This is a genomic window from Streptomyces sp. RK62, assembly GCF_018070255.1.
GTDB classification, from domain to species: domain Bacteria; phylum Actinomycetota; class Actinomycetes; order Streptomycetales; family Streptomycetaceae; genus Streptomyces; species Streptomyces nigra.
Genome location: NZ_JAGPYD010000008.1, coordinates 71,034 through 85,497, shown reverse-complemented (window position 1 = coordinate 85,497; position 14,464 = coordinate 71,034). Strand labels below are relative to the sequence as shown.

10 protein-coding genes and 2 tRNA genes are annotated in these 14,464 nt (G+C 72.5%); 2 read left to right on the top strand and 10 right to left on the bottom strand.

Going from position 1 to position 14,464, the window contains the following annotated elements; translation table 11 throughout:
• Window positions 1–2: 2 nt before the first annotated feature.
• The 5 genes from KBY32_RS16780 to leuS all read right to left on the bottom strand — a co-directional run bounded on the left by KBY32_RS16780 (window position 3) and on the right by leuS (window position 8,604).
• Complete coding sequence (locus tag KBY32_RS16780) at window positions 3–2,600, bottom strand: ComEC/Rec2 family competence protein (protein ID WP_210980612.1); 2,598 nt, start codon at window positions 2,598–2,600, stop codon at window positions 3–5.
• Window positions 2,597–3,646 carry a ComEA family DNA-binding protein gene (locus KBY32_RS16775; RefSeq protein WP_210980611.1) on the bottom strand — a complete coding sequence of 350 codons (1,050 nt, stop codon included), beginning with the start codon at window positions 3,644–3,646 and terminating at the stop codon, window positions 2,597–2,599. Before KBY32_RS16775 ends, KBY32_RS16780 begins: the two co-directional genes overlap by 4 nt.
• Window positions 3,647–3,801: 155 nt before the next feature.
• On the bottom strand, window positions 3,802–4,647 hold the full coding sequence (locus KBY32_RS16770) for a DegV family protein (protein ID WP_115508792.1): 846 nt from the start codon (window positions 4,645–4,647) through the stop codon (window positions 3,802–3,804).
• A 92-nt stretch (window positions 4,648–4,739) separates the two neighbouring features.
• The gene (locus KBY32_RS16765) at window positions 4,740–5,558 is read right to left on the bottom strand and encodes a hypothetical protein (RefSeq protein ID WP_210980610.1); all 819 of its coding nucleotides are present in this window, start codon (window positions 5,556–5,558) and stop codon (window positions 4,740–4,742) included.
• 172 nt (window positions 5,559–5,730) lie between these two features.
• Entirely contained in the window at window positions 5,731–8,604 is a 2,874-nt protein-coding gene (gene leuS, locus KBY32_RS16760) for a leucine--tRNA ligase (RefSeq protein ID WP_210980609.1), read from the bottom strand.
• Between the two features lie 446 nt (window positions 8,605–9,050).
• On the opposite strand from leuS, the gene KBY32_RS16755 reads away from it, so the two are divergent.
• Complete coding sequence (locus tag KBY32_RS16755) at window positions 9,051–10,376, top strand: ferric reductase-like transmembrane domain-containing protein (RefSeq protein WP_210980608.1); 1,326 nt, start codon at window positions 9,051–9,053, stop codon at window positions 10,374–10,376.
• A complete protein-coding gene (locus tag KBY32_RS16750; RefSeq protein WP_210980607.1) occupies window positions 10,373–11,995 on the top strand; it encodes an NADH-quinone oxidoreductase subunit NuoF family protein in 1,623 nt (540 codons plus the stop codon). The genes KBY32_RS16755 and KBY32_RS16750 overlap by 4 nt, the downstream gene beginning before the upstream one ends.
• A 153-nt stretch (window positions 11,996–12,148) precedes the next feature.
• Here the strand turns inward: KBY32_RS16750 and KBY32_RS16745 are convergent.
• The 5 genes from KBY32_RS16745 to rsfS all read right to left on the bottom strand — a co-directional run bounded on the left by KBY32_RS16745 (window position 12,149) and on the right by rsfS (window position 14,428).
• Window positions 12,149–12,221, bottom strand: a tRNA-Ala gene (locus KBY32_RS16745).
• A gap of 162 nt (window positions 12,222–12,383) precedes the next feature.
• Window positions 12,384–12,617: a hypothetical protein gene (locus KBY32_RS16740; RefSeq protein ID WP_003976229.1), complete on the bottom strand. Its 234-nt coding sequence runs from the start codon at window positions 12,615–12,617 to the stop codon at window positions 12,384–12,386.
• A gap of 503 nt (window positions 12,618–13,120) precedes the next feature.
• A tRNA-Ala gene (locus KBY32_RS16735) sits at window positions 13,121–13,193 on the bottom strand.
• A gap of 120 nt (window positions 13,194–13,313) precedes the next feature.
• Entirely contained in the window at window positions 13,314–13,985 is a 672-nt protein-coding gene (locus tag KBY32_RS16730) for a histidine phosphatase family protein (protein WP_055620969.1), read from the bottom strand.
• Window positions 13,982–14,428: a ribosome silencing factor gene (rsfS, locus tag KBY32_RS16725; RefSeq protein ID WP_210980606.1), complete on the bottom strand. Its 447-nt coding sequence runs from the start codon at window positions 14,426–14,428 to the stop codon at window positions 13,982–13,984. The genes KBY32_RS16730 and rsfS overlap by 4 nt, the downstream gene beginning before the upstream one ends.
• Window positions 14,429–14,464 lie beyond the last annotated feature (36 nt).

Below are 14,464 nucleotides of genomic sequence, written 5' to 3'. Positions count from 1 at the left end.
CCTCAGTCTCCCGCCACGCCCAGCTCCGCACCCTCCCCGGTCACCGCCAGCGCCCCGTCCCGGTCCGTGCTCAGCACCACCGCACCCATCGCCCGCAGCGCCGCGACCGTGCCGGGTGCCGGATGCCCATACGTGTTGTCCGCGCCCGCCGAGATGAGCGCGAGCCGGGGTGCCGCCCGGCTCAGGAGCCCGGGGTCCTGGTAGGCCGAGCCGTGATGCGCGACCTTCAGCACGTCCACCCCGGCCAGCAGCGGACCTGCCGGTGAACTCAACAGGGCGCGCTGTGCCGGTGGTTCGAGGTCACCGAGGAGCAGGAGCCGCAGGCCCGCCGAGCGGACGAGCAGGGCGACACTCGCGTCGTTCGGCCCTTCCGGCAGCACCGCGGGATCGGCCGGCGGCCACACCACGCGCCAGCTCAGGCGGCCGGTGCGGCGCTCCTCCCCGGCAGCGGCCCGCGTCACCGGAACGCCCCGCGCGGCCGCCTCCCGCCGCACGAACTCCGCCTGATCCGACGGCTCCTGGTACGCCGTCGTCTCGATGGCGCCGACCTGCCGGCCTCTCAGGACGCCGGGCAGGCCCGCCACATGGTCGGCGTGGAAGTGCGTCAGGACGACCAGGGGGATCCTCGTGATGCCGAGGGTGCGCAGGCACCGGTCGACCAGCACCGGGTCGGGTCCCGCGTCCACGACCACTCCCGTCCCCGCGCCCGCCGCGAGCACCGTCGCGTCGCCCTGCCCGACGTCGCACATCGCGAACCGCCACCCCGGCGGCGGCCACCCCGTCACCACCCGCGTCAACGGCGGCGGCTGCACGACGGCCAGCAGAAGCAGCACCCCGCACGCCCCGCACCACCAGGGGTGCCGCAGCAGTCGCCGCCCGGCGAGCAGCAGGGCCACCGTGGCGAGCGCGAGCAGCGCGGCCCCGGTCCAGCTGCCCGGCCAGTCCACGCCCGCGCCCGGTAACGCGGCGCCGGTCCGGGCGACGTCCGCGATCCACCCGGCGGGCCATCCCGCGCACCAGGCCAGCGCCTTCGCCACCGGCATCGCCCAGGGTGCCGTCGCCAGCGCGGCGAACCCCAGCACCGTGGCCGGAGCGATCGCGAACTCCACGAGCAGATTGCAGGGCACCGCCACCAGGCTCACCCGGGCCGACAGCACCGCCACCACCGGTGCGCACAGCGCCTGCGCGGCGGCAGCGGCGGCCAGCGCCTCGGCGAGCCGCGGCGGAACCCGGCGTGCACGCAGCGCCGCGCTCCACCGGGGCGCCAGGGTGAGCAGCGCCCCGGTGGCCAGGACGGAGAGCAGAAAGCCATAGCTGCGGGACAGCCACGGGTCGTACAGCACCAGCAGCAGCACGGCCGTCGCCAGCGCCGGGATCAGCGAGCGGCGGCGCCCTGTCGCCAGGGCGAGCAGTGCCACCGCCCCGCAGGCCGCCGCCCGCAGGACGCTCGGATCGGGCCGGCACACGATGACGAATCCGAGGGTGAGCGCCCCGCCGAGCAGCGCGGTCGTCCGCAGCGAGATACCGAGGCGCGGCGCGAGCCCACGCCGCTCCACGCGCTGGGCGAGCCCTGGCGGGCCGACGAGCAGGACGAGGATGATCGTGAGGTTGCTCCCCGACACCGCCAGCGTGTGTGCCAGATCGGTCTCCTTGAACGCCTCGTCCAGCTCCGGGGTGATCCGCGCGGTGTCACCGACGACCAGCCCGGGCAGCAACGCCCGGGCGTCCGGGGCCAGCCCGTCGCTCGCCTCCCGCAGCCCGGCACGCAACCGCCCCGCCAGCCGCTGCGCCGCCGACGGCTCCCCCACCACCTCCGGCACCTCTGGGTCCCGCACCCGCAGCACCGCCGCGATGTCCCCACCGTCCGCGGGCGGCATCACACGGGCCGTCACCCTCACCCGCGTCGAGGGCAGCAGGGCGAGCCACGGCGACGGCCGGTCCCCGGCGGAGAAGGCGGAAGAGGCGGAAGAAGAAGAGCGCCGTCTCTCGACGTCGACCACCATCAGCACCGGAGTCCGCGTCACCACGGTCGCGCCGTCCCGCGTCTCCACGCGCCGTACGTCCGCCTCGAGCAGCACGGCGGTCGGCGCCGGTGCCGGGCCTCTCACCCGGGGCCGGACGAGCCGGGGGTCCGAGGTGATCTCCGCCTCGGCGATGACCGTGGCGTACCGCTCGGCGAGCGCCGGCAGCGGCCCGCGCCGCAGGTCCGCCCCGTGCAGCCCGGCCGAGACGGCGGCCGCCGCCACACAGACCAGGACGGCCGCGGCGGTGACGGCAGGCCACCCGGATCTGCCGCCCGTCATCGCTCCGGGCACCCGGCGCGCCCGGCCCACCCGGCCCACCCGCAGGGTCATCAGCACGCCGGCCAGGACCAGGCACCCGACCGCCGTACCGGTCACCCACGCCGGTGCGGCGTCCAGCATCACCGCCGAGGTCGCCCAGGCGGCCAGCGCGGGCGGCACCAGCCGTAGATCCGTCGGGCCCTCCTGTCGCGGATGCGCCGCCCCGAGCCGCCCGCCGGACGCGGCGTGCACGGCGGCGCGGGTGCCGCGCCGCCCCTCGTCCCGCCGGTCGTCGTACCCCTCCCCCTCCTCCCTCATGGCCGTACGAGATTCCGCAGGTCGGCGAAGCGGCGGTCGCCGATGCCGTTGACGTCGCGTAGTTCGTCCACCGAGCGGAAGCCGCCGTGCCGGGTGCGGTGGTCGATGATGTGCTGCGCCAGCACCGGTCCCACACCCGGCAGGGTGTCGAGCTGTTCCAGCGTGGCCGTGTTGAGCGACACCGGGGCGGTGGGCGTGCCCCCGGGACCGGACACTCCGCCCGTTCCGGCGGCCGGGGCCGGGGCCGGTCCGGCGGCGCCGGGCGGGGCACCGACGATGACCTGCTCGCCGTCCACCAGGAAGCGGGCCTGGTTCAGTCCGTCGGTGTCCGCGCCGGGCCGTACCCCGCCGGCCGCGTGCAGGGCGTCGGCGACCCGCGATCCGGCGGGCAACCGATGGACACCCGGTTCACGGACCTTGCCGCCCACGTCGACCACGATCTCGGCACCGGGCGAGCCCGCGGCACCCGGCCCGGCGGACGCCATGGCGCCGGGCTCGGCCGCCCCGCCACGCGCTCCGTCGCCGTGGGAGGCGACCGCGCGCACCACGTCGGGCGCCCGTACGGGCTGCACACGCCCGGCCCAGAAGTGCTGAACCGCCAGGGCGGCGGCGAGGGCGAGCACGGCGACGAGCGCGATCACACTGCGCCGCTCCAGACCGCACCGCGCCTGCACCCACACCGGCAGCCGCTCCCGCAACGCCGGCCCGAGCCACCCGCGCAGCCCCCGTGCGACGGGATCCGGACGCCGAGCCGGCTCCGTCTCGACAACTGGCTGAACGAGTGGCTGGACGACTGTCTCGGCGACTCCTGGCGGGCCGTTCCCCGACTCCCGCCAGTCCCCGCCCCGTTCGGCGAAGATCAGCTCCGCCCGGCGGCGCAGTTCCTCGGCCGAGGCCCGCCGCTGCCCCGTCCTGCCTCGGCCGTCGCTGTGCGTGCCCCGCCGATGGCGTGCCCGGCCGTCGGAGGCGGGTCCGCGTCCCGGGCCGCTGGTGACCCTCGTGGAGCGAACCCTCGGAGATGTGGATGTGCGTGATCGAAGTGCCATGCGACGAGCATCCGGCACCCGTCGCATTCGCGATGATCATGCCCAATTTCCGTGGACCACGGCCCACTTGTGGAAAACCACGCCACCCCAACGAGTGACAACGCGGATGACGACCCGCGCGACGACCCGCGACCCGCGCGATGCCGCCCCCGGGGTCACCGAGGCGAAACCACAACCCCCAGCAACCCGGGCCCGGTATGCGCCCCGATCACCGCCCCCACCTCACTGACATGCAGATCGGCCAGCCCGGGCACCCGCGTGCGCAACCGGTCCGCGAGCGCCGACGCACGTTCGGATGCCGCGAGATGGTGGACCGCGATGTCGACCTGTGCGCCGCCCGCCCGCTCGGCCGCGATCTCCTCCAGCCGGGCGATCGCCTTCGACGCCGTCCGCACCTTCTCCAGGAGGTCGATCCGGCCCCCGTCCAGCTGCAGTAGGGGCTTCACCGCGAGCGCGGAGCCCAGCAGCGCCTGCGCGGCGCCGATCCGGCCGCCACGGCGCAGGTATTCGAGCGTGTCGACGTAGAAGTAGGCGGCGGTGCCCCCGGCCCGCTTCTCCGCGGCGGTGACGGCCTCGTCCACCGTGCCGCCGGCCTCGGCCGTCTCGGCGGCGGCGAGCGCGCTGAACCCGAGGGCCATGGCGACCATCCCGGTGTCCACGACCCGTACCGGCACCGGTGCCTCGCGCGCGGCGAGGACCGCTGCGTCGTAGGTGCCGGAGAGTTCGGCGGAAAGGTGGAGGGACACGATGCCCGTGGCGCCGGACTCGGCGACCTTGCGGTAGTGCTCGGCGAAGACCTGCGGGCTGGGCCGCGAGGTGGTGACGGGGCGTCGCTTCTGCAACGCCTGCGCGAGGGAACGGGTCGAGATCTCGGTGCCCTCGAGGAGCGCCTGGTCGCCGAGGACCACGGTCAGGGGGACCGCTGTGATGCCGTGGCGCTGCATCGTCCGGAGCGGCAGGTAGGCCGTTGAATCGGTGACGATCGCGACATGGCGGGACATGAGCTGGAGGTTACCTGGCGTAGTGCCCGGGCGGCAGCCCGACCCCGCTCAGCCGGTGCCGTCGTGACCGGAACGGATCGTGCCGCGGGGGCTCAAGTCGTGCTCTCCGGGCGGGGTTTCTTCTGCCAGGGATAGGTGGGACGGGGTGCCGCCGGGCTGATCGCGGGCCTGGTCGGCTCCTCGGCCTGCCGGGTCCGGGGCGTGTCCGGCCAGGTCTGCTCGGGTGCCGTACCGGGCTCGGTGGCGGGGGCCTCGGGCCACGGCGGCGGCGCGGGGCGCTCGGGGGCCTCGGCGGCCCGCGCGGGCTCGGAGGCTGCCCTGGCGGCGGAGGGCGCGGAGGATGCCGTGGGAGACGACTCGGACTCGGCGGTCTGCCAGTGCCGCAGGGCGCCGGCCTCCATGTCGATCTGGGTGCTCAGGGAGTCCAGGTCGTCGTCGGCGAAGCGGCGGGCGCGGTCGCGGGCGGCCCAGCGCAGCGAGTCGGCGGAGTGCGCGATGCGCTCGGTGCGTTCGCGCAGGTCGGGCAGGCGTGCGGCGAGGGTGGCGCGGTCCGGCTCGGACTCCAGGCGGCGCAGCTCGGCGTCCAGTTCATGGCCGTGGGCGCTGAGCCGCTGGAAGAGGGCGAGGGACTCCTTGACGGACCCGTCCTCGACGGCGAGGGCCTCCAGCGCCTCCTGGGTGGCCCGCATGGAGGTGCGCAGCGTGAGGCGGAGCTGGGCGACCTCGCCGGCCGGGCCGGGGCGGCCGAGCGCCTTGGCCTTGAGGGTGTGGTCCTCGACGGTGCGGCGGGCCTGGGTGATGTGCTTGTCGGCGCTGCGCTTGGCGGCGCCCACCACCTTGACGGTGGCGAACACGCCGAGCGCGACGAAGAGCACGAAGAGCAGGGCGATGACTGCGATCACTTCTGCCACGGGCTCCTCCTCCTGCCTGGCGCGACCTGCGCCAGGCCGCCTCTCCACGGTAAACGCAACGGGCAGGCCCGTAGTTCCGACGGAACCCCGAACCTGCCCGTAGGGGATCACCCTGAACCCGGCTGCGGGACCGCCGAGGCAAGATCACCTCGACCGGCCGCCGCATCGGCGCCTACGCCGGAACGATGTTCACCAGCTTCGGCGCCCGCACGATGACCTTGCGGATGCCGGCCCCGCCCAGCGCGGCGACGACCTTCTCGTCGGCCAGCGCGGTCTTCTCCAGGTCGTCCTCGGAGATCGAGGGCGAGACCTCCAGGCGGGCCTTGACCTTGCCCTTGATCTGGACGACGCAGGTGACGGTCTCGTCCACCAGGTACGCCGGGTCGGCGACCGGGAAGTCCCGGTGCACGACGGAGTCCTCGTGGCCCAGCCTGCGCCACAGCTCCTCGGCGATGTGCGGGGCCAGCGGCGCGACCATCAGCACCAGGGACTCGGCGACGGAGCGGGAGACCGCGCCGCCGGACTTGGTCAGGTGGTTGTTCAGCTCGGTGACCTTGGCGATGGCGGTGTTGAACCGCATGTTCTCCAGGTCCCCGCGCACGCCGTCGATCGCCTTGTGCAGGGCGCGCAGCGTCTCCTCGTCGGGCTCGGCGTCGACGACGGTCACCTCGCCGGTGGTCTCGTCGACGACGTTGCGCCACAGGCGCTGCAGCAGCCGGAACTGGCCGACGACCGCGCGCGTGTCCCACGGCCGGGACACGTCCAGCGGGCCCATCGCCATCTCGTACAGGCGCAGGGTGTCGGCGCCGTACTCGGCGCAGATCTCGTCCGGAGTGACGGCGTTCTTCAGGGACTTGCCCATCTTGCCCAGCAGCCGGGTGACCTGCTCGCCCTGGTACCAGTAGGTGCCGTCGCGCTCCTCGACCTCGGCGGCCGGCACGGCGATGCCCCGGCTGTCGCGGTAGACGTAGGCCTGGATCATGCCCTGGTTGAACAGCTTGTGGAACGGCTCGGCCGACGAGACGTGCCCCAGGTCGTACAGGACCTTGGACCAGAAGCGGGCGTACAGCAGGTGCAGCACGGCGTGCTCGGCGCCGCCGACGTACAGGTCGACACCGCCGTGCGGCATGCCCTCGCGCGGGCCCATCCAGTACTGCTCGATCTCGGGGTCGACCAGCTTCTCGGAGTTGTGCGGGTCCAGGTAGCGCAGCTCGTACCAGCAGGAACCCGCCCAGTTGGGCATGGTGTTGGTCTCGCGCCGGTAGCGCTTGGGGCCGTCGCCCAGGTCCAGGGTGACGTTGACCCAGTCCTCGTTGCGCGACAGCGGCGTCTCGGGCTGGGTGTCGGCGTCGTCCGGGTCGAAGGTGCGCGGGCTGTAGTCCTCGACCTCGGGCAGCTCCAGCGGCAGCATCGACTCGGGCAGCGGGTGGGCGATGCCGTCCTCGTCGTAGACGATCGGGAAGGGCTCGCCCCAGTAGCGCTGGCGGCTGAACAGCCAGTCGCGCAGCCGGAAGTTGACGGTGCCCTCGCCGCGGCCCTCGCGCTCCAGCCACTCGGTGATGCGCGCCTTGGCCTCGACGACGCCCAGCCCGTCCAGGGAGACGCCCTCGCCGGAGGAGTTGACGATCTTCGCGTCGTAGGAGACGAAGGCGTCGTCCCACGTCGCCGGGTCGGTGCCGCGGCCGTCGGTGGGCTCGACCACGCAGACGACGGGCAGCTCGAAGGCGCGCGCGAACGCGAAGTCGCGCGAGTCGTGGGCCGGGACGGCCATGATCGCGCCGGTGCCGTAGCCCATCAGGACGTAGTCGGCGATGAAGACGGGGACCTTCTCGCCGTTGACCGGGTTGGTCGCGTACGAGCCGGTGAAGACGCCGGTCTTGTCCTTGGCCTCGGCCTGGCGCTCGACGTCGGACTTGGAGGCGGCCTGCGCGCGGTAGGCGGCGACGGCCTCGGCGGGGGTGGCGTGGCCGCCGGTCCACACCTCGTGGGTGCCCTCGGGCCAGGCGTCCGGGGTGAACTTCTCGACCAGCGGGTGCTCTGGCGCCAGCACCATGTAGGTGGCGCCGAACAGGGTGTCGGGGCGCGTGGTGAAGACGGTGATGTTCTCGCCGTCGATCGGGAAGTCGACGCGGGCGCCCTCGGAGCGGCCGATCCAGTTGCGCTGCTGCAGCTTGATGGCCTCGGGCCAGTCCAGGGCGTCCAGGTCGTCCAGCAGCCGGTCGGCGTAGGCGGTGATGCGCATGTTCCACTGGCGCAGCTTGGCCTTGAAGACGGGGAAGTTGCCGCGCTCGGAGCGGCCGTCGGCGGTGACCTCCTCGTTGGCCAGCACGGTGCCCAGCCCGGGGCACCAGTTGACCGGCGCGTCGGAGGCGTAGGCCAGCCGGTACTCGCCCAGGACGTCGGCGCGCTCGGCGGCGCTCAGCTCGCTCCACGCGCGCGTGTGGCCGGGTACGGGCCGCTCACCGGACTCGAACTCGGCGACCAGCTCGGAGATCGGCCGGGCCTTCTGCGCGTCGTCGTCGTACCAGGAGTTGAAGATCTGCAGGAAGATCCACTGGGTCCACTTGTAGTAGTCCGGGTCGATCGTGGCGAACGACCGGCGCTTGTCGTGGCCCAGGCCCAGCCGGCGCAGCTGGATCTGCATGTTCTTGATGTTGGCCTCGGTGGAGACACGCGGGTGCGTGCCCGTCTGCACCGCGTACTGCTCGGCGGGCAGGCCGAAGGCGTCGAAGCCCAGGGTGTGCAGGACGTTGTGCCCGGTCATGCGCTGGAAGCGGGCGAAGACGTCGGTGGCGATGTAGCCCAGGGGGTGACCAACGTGCAGGCCCGCGCCCGACGGGTACGGGAACATGTCCATGATGAACTTCTTGGGCCGGGCGACCAGCTCGGGGTCGCCCGCCAGGTCGCCCTTGGGGTTGGGAGCCGCGTACGTGCCCTCGGCGTCCCAGAAGTCCTGCCAGCGTGCCTCGATGTCGGCCGCCAGGGCAGCCGTGTAGCGGTGCGGCGCGGCCACCTCGGCGGCGGCAGCGGGGTTCGTCTCGCTCATGATCCTCAAAGCTCCATCGATCGTCTCTGCCCGCGGCTGCGATTGTCGAAAAACGAAAAATCCCCTCGCACAGGAGGGGACGCCGCGCCGATGCCGACCATCCGAATCGCCCGGTGGTCGGGAGTGATCAGCGCGGCTCGCTAAGCAGAAGGCGTACGGCACGCATGGCGTCAGGGTACCGCAGCGCCGGAGCACGGAGCGACGGGCTATAGGAGGGCGCGCGCGTGAACATCGGCGCCCCCCGCTGCGTACCTGAGGATTGTGAAGACATCGAAAAGCTGAACAAGGTTCAAGTGTTACCTGGCGTAACAGACGCTAAGGGACATCGGGCGCCACGCGCGGCCCGTAGATAACAACGCAATAACTCAAACGCCGTACCCCCCGGTATGGAGCCACTTAGAGTGCGGCACCGGGACCGCCTTCCCGAACCGCTCGGAGTTGCCCCCATGAACCCTCGTCGTAGTAACACTTCGCTCCCCCAGCCGGGCCGGTCGGCCTACGGGGTGGCGACGGCCGCCGTCCTGCTGCTCATACCCCTGGTCGTCTTCCTCGGCGGCAGCTGGCTCCAGGAGTTCCTCAACTTCGGTGCCGGCGTCCTGTCCCTCGTCTGTCTCACCTGCTCCGTGATCTGGGGTCTGGTCGCCCAGGACCGGATGATCCTCGACACCCGCCAGCGGATCATCGCGCAGGGCGTCCACCGGGTGACCGCCGTCGCCTCGATCGCGTTCCTTCTGGTGCACATCGGCGTCAAACTCGCCCTGGACCACGCGAGCCCGATGGCCGCGATCATCCCGTTCAGCCTCGTCTTCTTCGGCGGCGACGAGATCCCGGGCAGCGCCTTCCTGATCGGCCTGGGCTCCATGGCCGCGCTGCTCATGATCTTCGTCGGCGTCACCGGCGCGCTGCGCAACCAGTTCGCGTCCCCCGCGCCGGTCGCCGCCCGCTGGCGCGCGATGCACATGCTGGCCTACCCCGCCTGGTGCGCGGCGCTGATCCACGGCCTGTTCGCCGGGCGCCCGGCGAAGACCTTCTTCATGGTCAGCTACGAGCTGTGCGTGGTCGGCGTCGCCGCCGCCCTCGCCCTGCGCGCCGCGCCGCGCCCGGTCAAGCGCCGCTTCGCCGACCGGATCGCCCGGATCGTCGGGAACGAGCCGGGGGTCCGCGAGGGCCTCGAGGAGAGCCGCGCCCGGGCCGCCCACGGGTCGGCGGGCTTCGACGCCCCGCGCTCCGCGAAGCGCGCGTCCCGCGACGACCGGCCCGGTCCCCTGCCCGGCATGCCGGCGCAGCCCCCCTCGGCCGCCGAGACCACCGCCGGCTTCGCCGCCGCCTACCGGGCCGTCTCCCCGCGCTCCGGTGGCGGCCAGGAGTCGTACGCGGGAGACCGGACGGCCCGGATGGACCTGCCGTTCGACACCCAGCCCACCCAGGCCGTCCCGCGCGCGGACGGCGGCACGGGCAGCTGGCCGATCCCCTCCCCGCCGCCGGTCGGCGAGGCACCCCCCTCGGCCTACGATCCGCTCAACGACACCGGCTTCAACAACATCCCCGCCTACGGCACCGCGGGCGCCGCGGGCTACGGAGGCGGCGCCGCCGGCTACGGGTCGAGTGATGTGTACGACACCTCCGAGACAAACGCCGTCTTCGGTACGTACAACCAGAACGACACGTACAACAGCGGTCCCGCCACTGAAACGATGCCCGGTGCTCCCTACGACTTCGACGCACCGGGTCCGGGCGAACCTTGGAACACGCCTTCCGGAGGCTTTAAGTGAACGAGGCCCTGCCCGACGTCCCCGAAGTCCGCGTGGTCGGACTTCCCCAGCTCACGTCGGGCTTCGACCTTGTGGAACGACTGGACCTGCCCATGCACCTCAAGGTGCACGGGCCGCTCGAACCGATGGGCGGCGAGCAGCTCGCGAAGCTCGCCGAGAACATCAACCTCAAGGGCCGCGGCGGCGCGGGCTTCCCCTTCCACAAGAAGCTGCGCTCGGTCGCCGAGTCCGCGATCAAGCGCGGTGTGCGGCCGGTCGTCGTCGTCAACGGCAGTGAGGACGAACCGGCCTGCCGCAAGGACACGGTGATGATCAACCGTGCCCCGCACCTCATCCTGGACGGCGCGCTGCTGGTCGCCGAGGCCCTGGGAGCCCGCACGCTCGTGGTGGGGGTCACCCGGGAGTCGACCCAGCGGTCCATGGAGGCCGCGCTGGCCGAGCGCGGTCTGAGCAACAGCCGCCGCTCGGCGCTACGCGCGTTCGTGCAGCGCAATCCGGTGCGCATGGTCACCGGCGCGGCGGCGTCCCTGATCCGCTCCATCGACGGCGGCCCGGCGATCCCGCCCGGCCGCAAGGTCAGCGCCTCGCAGAACGGCGTGGGCGGCGCGCCGACCCTGCTGTCGAACGCCGAGACGTTCGCGCAGCTGGCCATCGCCGCCCGCATCGGCCCCGAGCGCTACGGCAACACGGGTCTGTACGACGAGCCGGGCACCGTCATGCTGACGGTCTCCGGCGCGGTGGCGCGCCCCATGGTCATCGAGGTCCCCACCGGCGTGCCGCTGCGCTACGTCCTCCAGCTCGCCGGGGCCCCGCCGGTCCCGCAGGGCGTGCTGACCGGCGGCTACCACGGCAAGTGGATCGACGCGGCGACCGTGAACGAGGCGATCGTCTCCCGCAACTCGCTGGACGCGGTGGGCGGTTCGCTGGGCGCCGGCGCGATCCTGCCGATCAGTCAGGAGACCTGCCCGCTGGGCGAGTCGCTGCGGGTGGCGCAGTGGCTTGCCGAGGAGAGCGCCGGTCAGTGCGGGCCCTGCTACCTCGGCCTGCCGGCCGCGGCGCGCGGCATGGAGGACATCATCAACGGCGGCGGCCCGGCCGCCCTGGAGGCGCTGAAGCAGGTCGCCAAGAACGTGAAGCGGCGCGGGGCGTGCTCGCACCCGGACGGCTCGGCGATGTTCCTCGAGTCGACCATCAAGGCGTTCACGGACGACCTGGCCGCCCATGTCCTCGGCAACGGCTGCGGACGGCCCGTGGAGGGCGTTCTGCCGCTCTTCGAGGGCGGCAAGGCGCCGACGGGCATCCCGGGCGGCGGCGAGTCCGAGGAGAACGGTCCCAGCCGTCAGAAGATCTACGTCGACTGGACGCTGTGCCGGGGCCACGGCCTGTGCGCGGACATCCTCCCGGAGGTCTTCCAGCTCGGCGCCGACGGCTTCCCGACCGTCGCCCAGGCCATGGTGCCGCGCTATGCGGAGGCCAAGGCCCTGCGGGCGGTGCGGCGTTGCCCGGCGCTGGCCCTGCGGATCGAGGAGGACACGCGGGGGCAGGCCCCGTCGCGCAACAACCTGCCGGTGCTCTCCCAGGGCCGCGAGGGCCGGGGCCGGCGCGCACTGGGCCGCTGAGGGGCCGTAGAGGGGCCGTAGAACGCGTGTGGAGGGGCCGTCCGATCCGGGCGGCCCCTTCGCGCGTCTCCCGCGCGTCCCGGGCAACGACGCCCGCACCACGCGCACATGAAAAAGATCCCCCGGGTCTCATCGACCCGGGGGATCTCACTGTGGAGCTAAGGAGAATTGAACTCCTGACCTCCTGCATGCCATGCAGGCGCTCTACCAACTGAGCTATAGCCCCTTGCCTGGTCCGCCCGGTCTCCCCGGCGGCGACGCCAACATTACCGGTCGACGGGGCGCTCCACCAAATCCATTACCCGCCTGCCCGGTATGTCCACCTATGTCGGATTACCTGACAGTTGAGGGACCCCCAGGACGGACCCCGGGAAGCGGGACACCACCGTCACGCCGTGACGAAGGAGTAGAAGCGCTTGAGCGTGCAGTGCTCCTCGAGCAGACGCCCGTAGATCGGCTCCCCTTCGAGCTCACGGTAGGTCTCGATGGGGTCGCCTTTTATGATCAGCGCCCGCGCGCATTCCTCGCACCAGTACTGGTAGTCGGGGTTCACCGGTTCCATGTCACGGACGATCGGCGTTCCGCTGCCGCACCAGTCGCACTTTCGCCTGTGTGCACCCATCGATCAGCTCCAGCTGTGGCCGCAGGCCGTGCACACGTAGGAGATTCCGCCGTTGTCCCCGAGAAGCTGGGCGACGTGGCCGGAACCGCAGGAAGGGCAGCTGAGGCGAATGATGGTGTCCCGTGCCAATGCCGTCTCGAAGAGGTGACCGACCTCTCCGAGGATGCTCGCAGGCATCACTGCTCCCTCCCGTCGGGACGCGCCCCCTTCCGGCCGTTTGATTCTGCCACGGCCGGGCCAATACGGTCAGCGACGCCTCAGTACCAGTCCGGACACGGCGGCCCCGTCGGCGTACGGGACCGCGCGTCCACCGCGCCTGGACGCCTCCTCAGAGGTATACGCCTGCGGGGCCCAAGTCACTCAAGCCGGACCGGAACAGTTCCCGCGGGATCTCGTCCCGTGCGAACCGGCCCCGCGCAGGAGGACGTTGGTCCGGGCACCCGTGCCGGATACCAGAAGATCCCGCCGATCGGATCGATCGGCGGGATCTTGTTGTCTCGCTGTGGAGCTAAGGAGAATTGAACTCCTGACCTCCTGCATGCCATGCAGGCGCTCTACCAACTGAGCTATAGCCCCTTGTCGCTGTTCTTCCCGCTCAGCGGGGCGAACAAGAAGAACTTTAGCCTGCGACCTGCCGGAAAGTGAAATCCGGGTCCCGGGCCGCCCCGGCCGGGACCTCGGCGTCCGTCGTCGGCGTCAGTCGTCGTCGCCGAGCACCGGCTCCGGCAGGGTGCCGGCGTTGTGCTCCAGCAGACGCCAGCCGCGGGCGCCCTCGCCGAGGACGGACCAGCAGCAGTTCGACAGCCCGCCCAGGCTCTCCCAGTGGTGCGGCTCCAGGCCCAGGAGGCGGCCGATGGTCGTACGGAGCGTGCCGCCGTGGCTGACCACGACGAGCGTCCCGTCCGCGGGGAGCTTCTCGGCGTGCCGCAGCACGACCGGGGCGGCGCGGTCGGCCACCTCGGTCTCCAGCTCGCCGCCGCCGCGGCGGACCGGCTCACCGCGCTTCCACGCGGCGTACTCCTCCCCGTACCGGGCGATGATCTCCTCGTGCGTCAGCCCCTGCCAGACGCCCGCGTAGGTCTCGCGCAGGGCCTCGTCGTGGGTGACCTCCAGGCCGGTGAGCACCGCCAGCTCGGCGGCGGTGCGGGCGGCGCGCTTGAGGTCGGAGGCGATGATCGCGTCCGGCTTGAGGCCGGCGAGCAGCCGGGCGGCACGGCGGGCCTGGGAGACGCCGACCTCGGTGAGGTCGACGTCCGTGGAGCCCTGGAAGCGGCGCTCCACGTTCCACGAGGTCTGGCCGTGCCGCCAGAGGATGAGGCGGCGCCCCCGGCCGGGACGGCCGGCGGTCACCTCACCGGTGGCGCTCACCGCCACTCACCGTCCAGCTCGGCGGCCTCCTCCGCGGCCTGGAGCTTGGCGTGCTCGGCGGCCTTGCCGCGGGTGGCCTTGGCGTCCTCGGGAAGGTCGAGCTCGGGGCAGTCCTTCCACAGGCGCTCCAGGGCGTAGAAGACGCGCTCCTCGGAGTGCTGGACGTGGACGACGATGTCGACGTAGTCCAGCAGCACCCAGCGGGCCTCGCGGTCGCCCTCGCGGCGCACCGGCTTGGCGCCGAGCTCCTTGTGGAGCCGCTCCTCGATCTCGTCGACGATCGACTTGACCTGGCGGTCGTTGGGCGCGGAGGCGAGCAGGAAGGCGTCGGTGATCGACAGGACGTCGCTCACGTCATAGGCGATGATGTCGTGCGCGAGCTTGTCGGCGGCCGCCTGGGCGGCGGTGCGGACGAGTTCGGTCGAACGGTCGGTAGCGGTCACTACAAGGCTTTCGGTCGGTGGACACTTGTCTCCAAG

Excerpts from the sequence above, each read along its gene's own strand:
- KBY32_RS16780 (WP_210980612.1), bottom strand. The coding sequence starts at position 2,600 with ATGAGGGAGGAGGGGGAGGGGTACGACGACCGGCGGGACGAGGGGCGG.
- KBY32_RS16775 (WP_210980611.1), bottom strand. The coding sequence starts at position 3,646 with ATGGCACTTCGATCACGCACATCCACATCTCCGAGGGTTCGCTCCACG.
- KBY32_RS16770 (WP_115508792.1), bottom strand. The coding sequence starts at position 4,647 with ATGTCCCGCCATGTCGCGATCGTCACCGATTCAACGGCCTACCTGCCG.
- leuS (WP_210980609.1), bottom strand. The coding sequence starts at position 8,604 with ATGAGCGAGACGAACCCCGCTGCCGCCGCCGAGGTGGCCGCGCCGCAC.
- KBY32_RS16755 (WP_210980608.1), top strand. The coding sequence starts at position 9,051 with ATGAACCCTCGTCGTAGTAACACTTCGCTCCCCCAGCCGGGCCGGTCG.
- KBY32_RS16740 (WP_003976229.1), bottom strand. The coding sequence starts at position 12,617 with ATGGGTGCACACAGGCGAAAGTGCGACTGGTGCGGCAGCGGAACGCCG.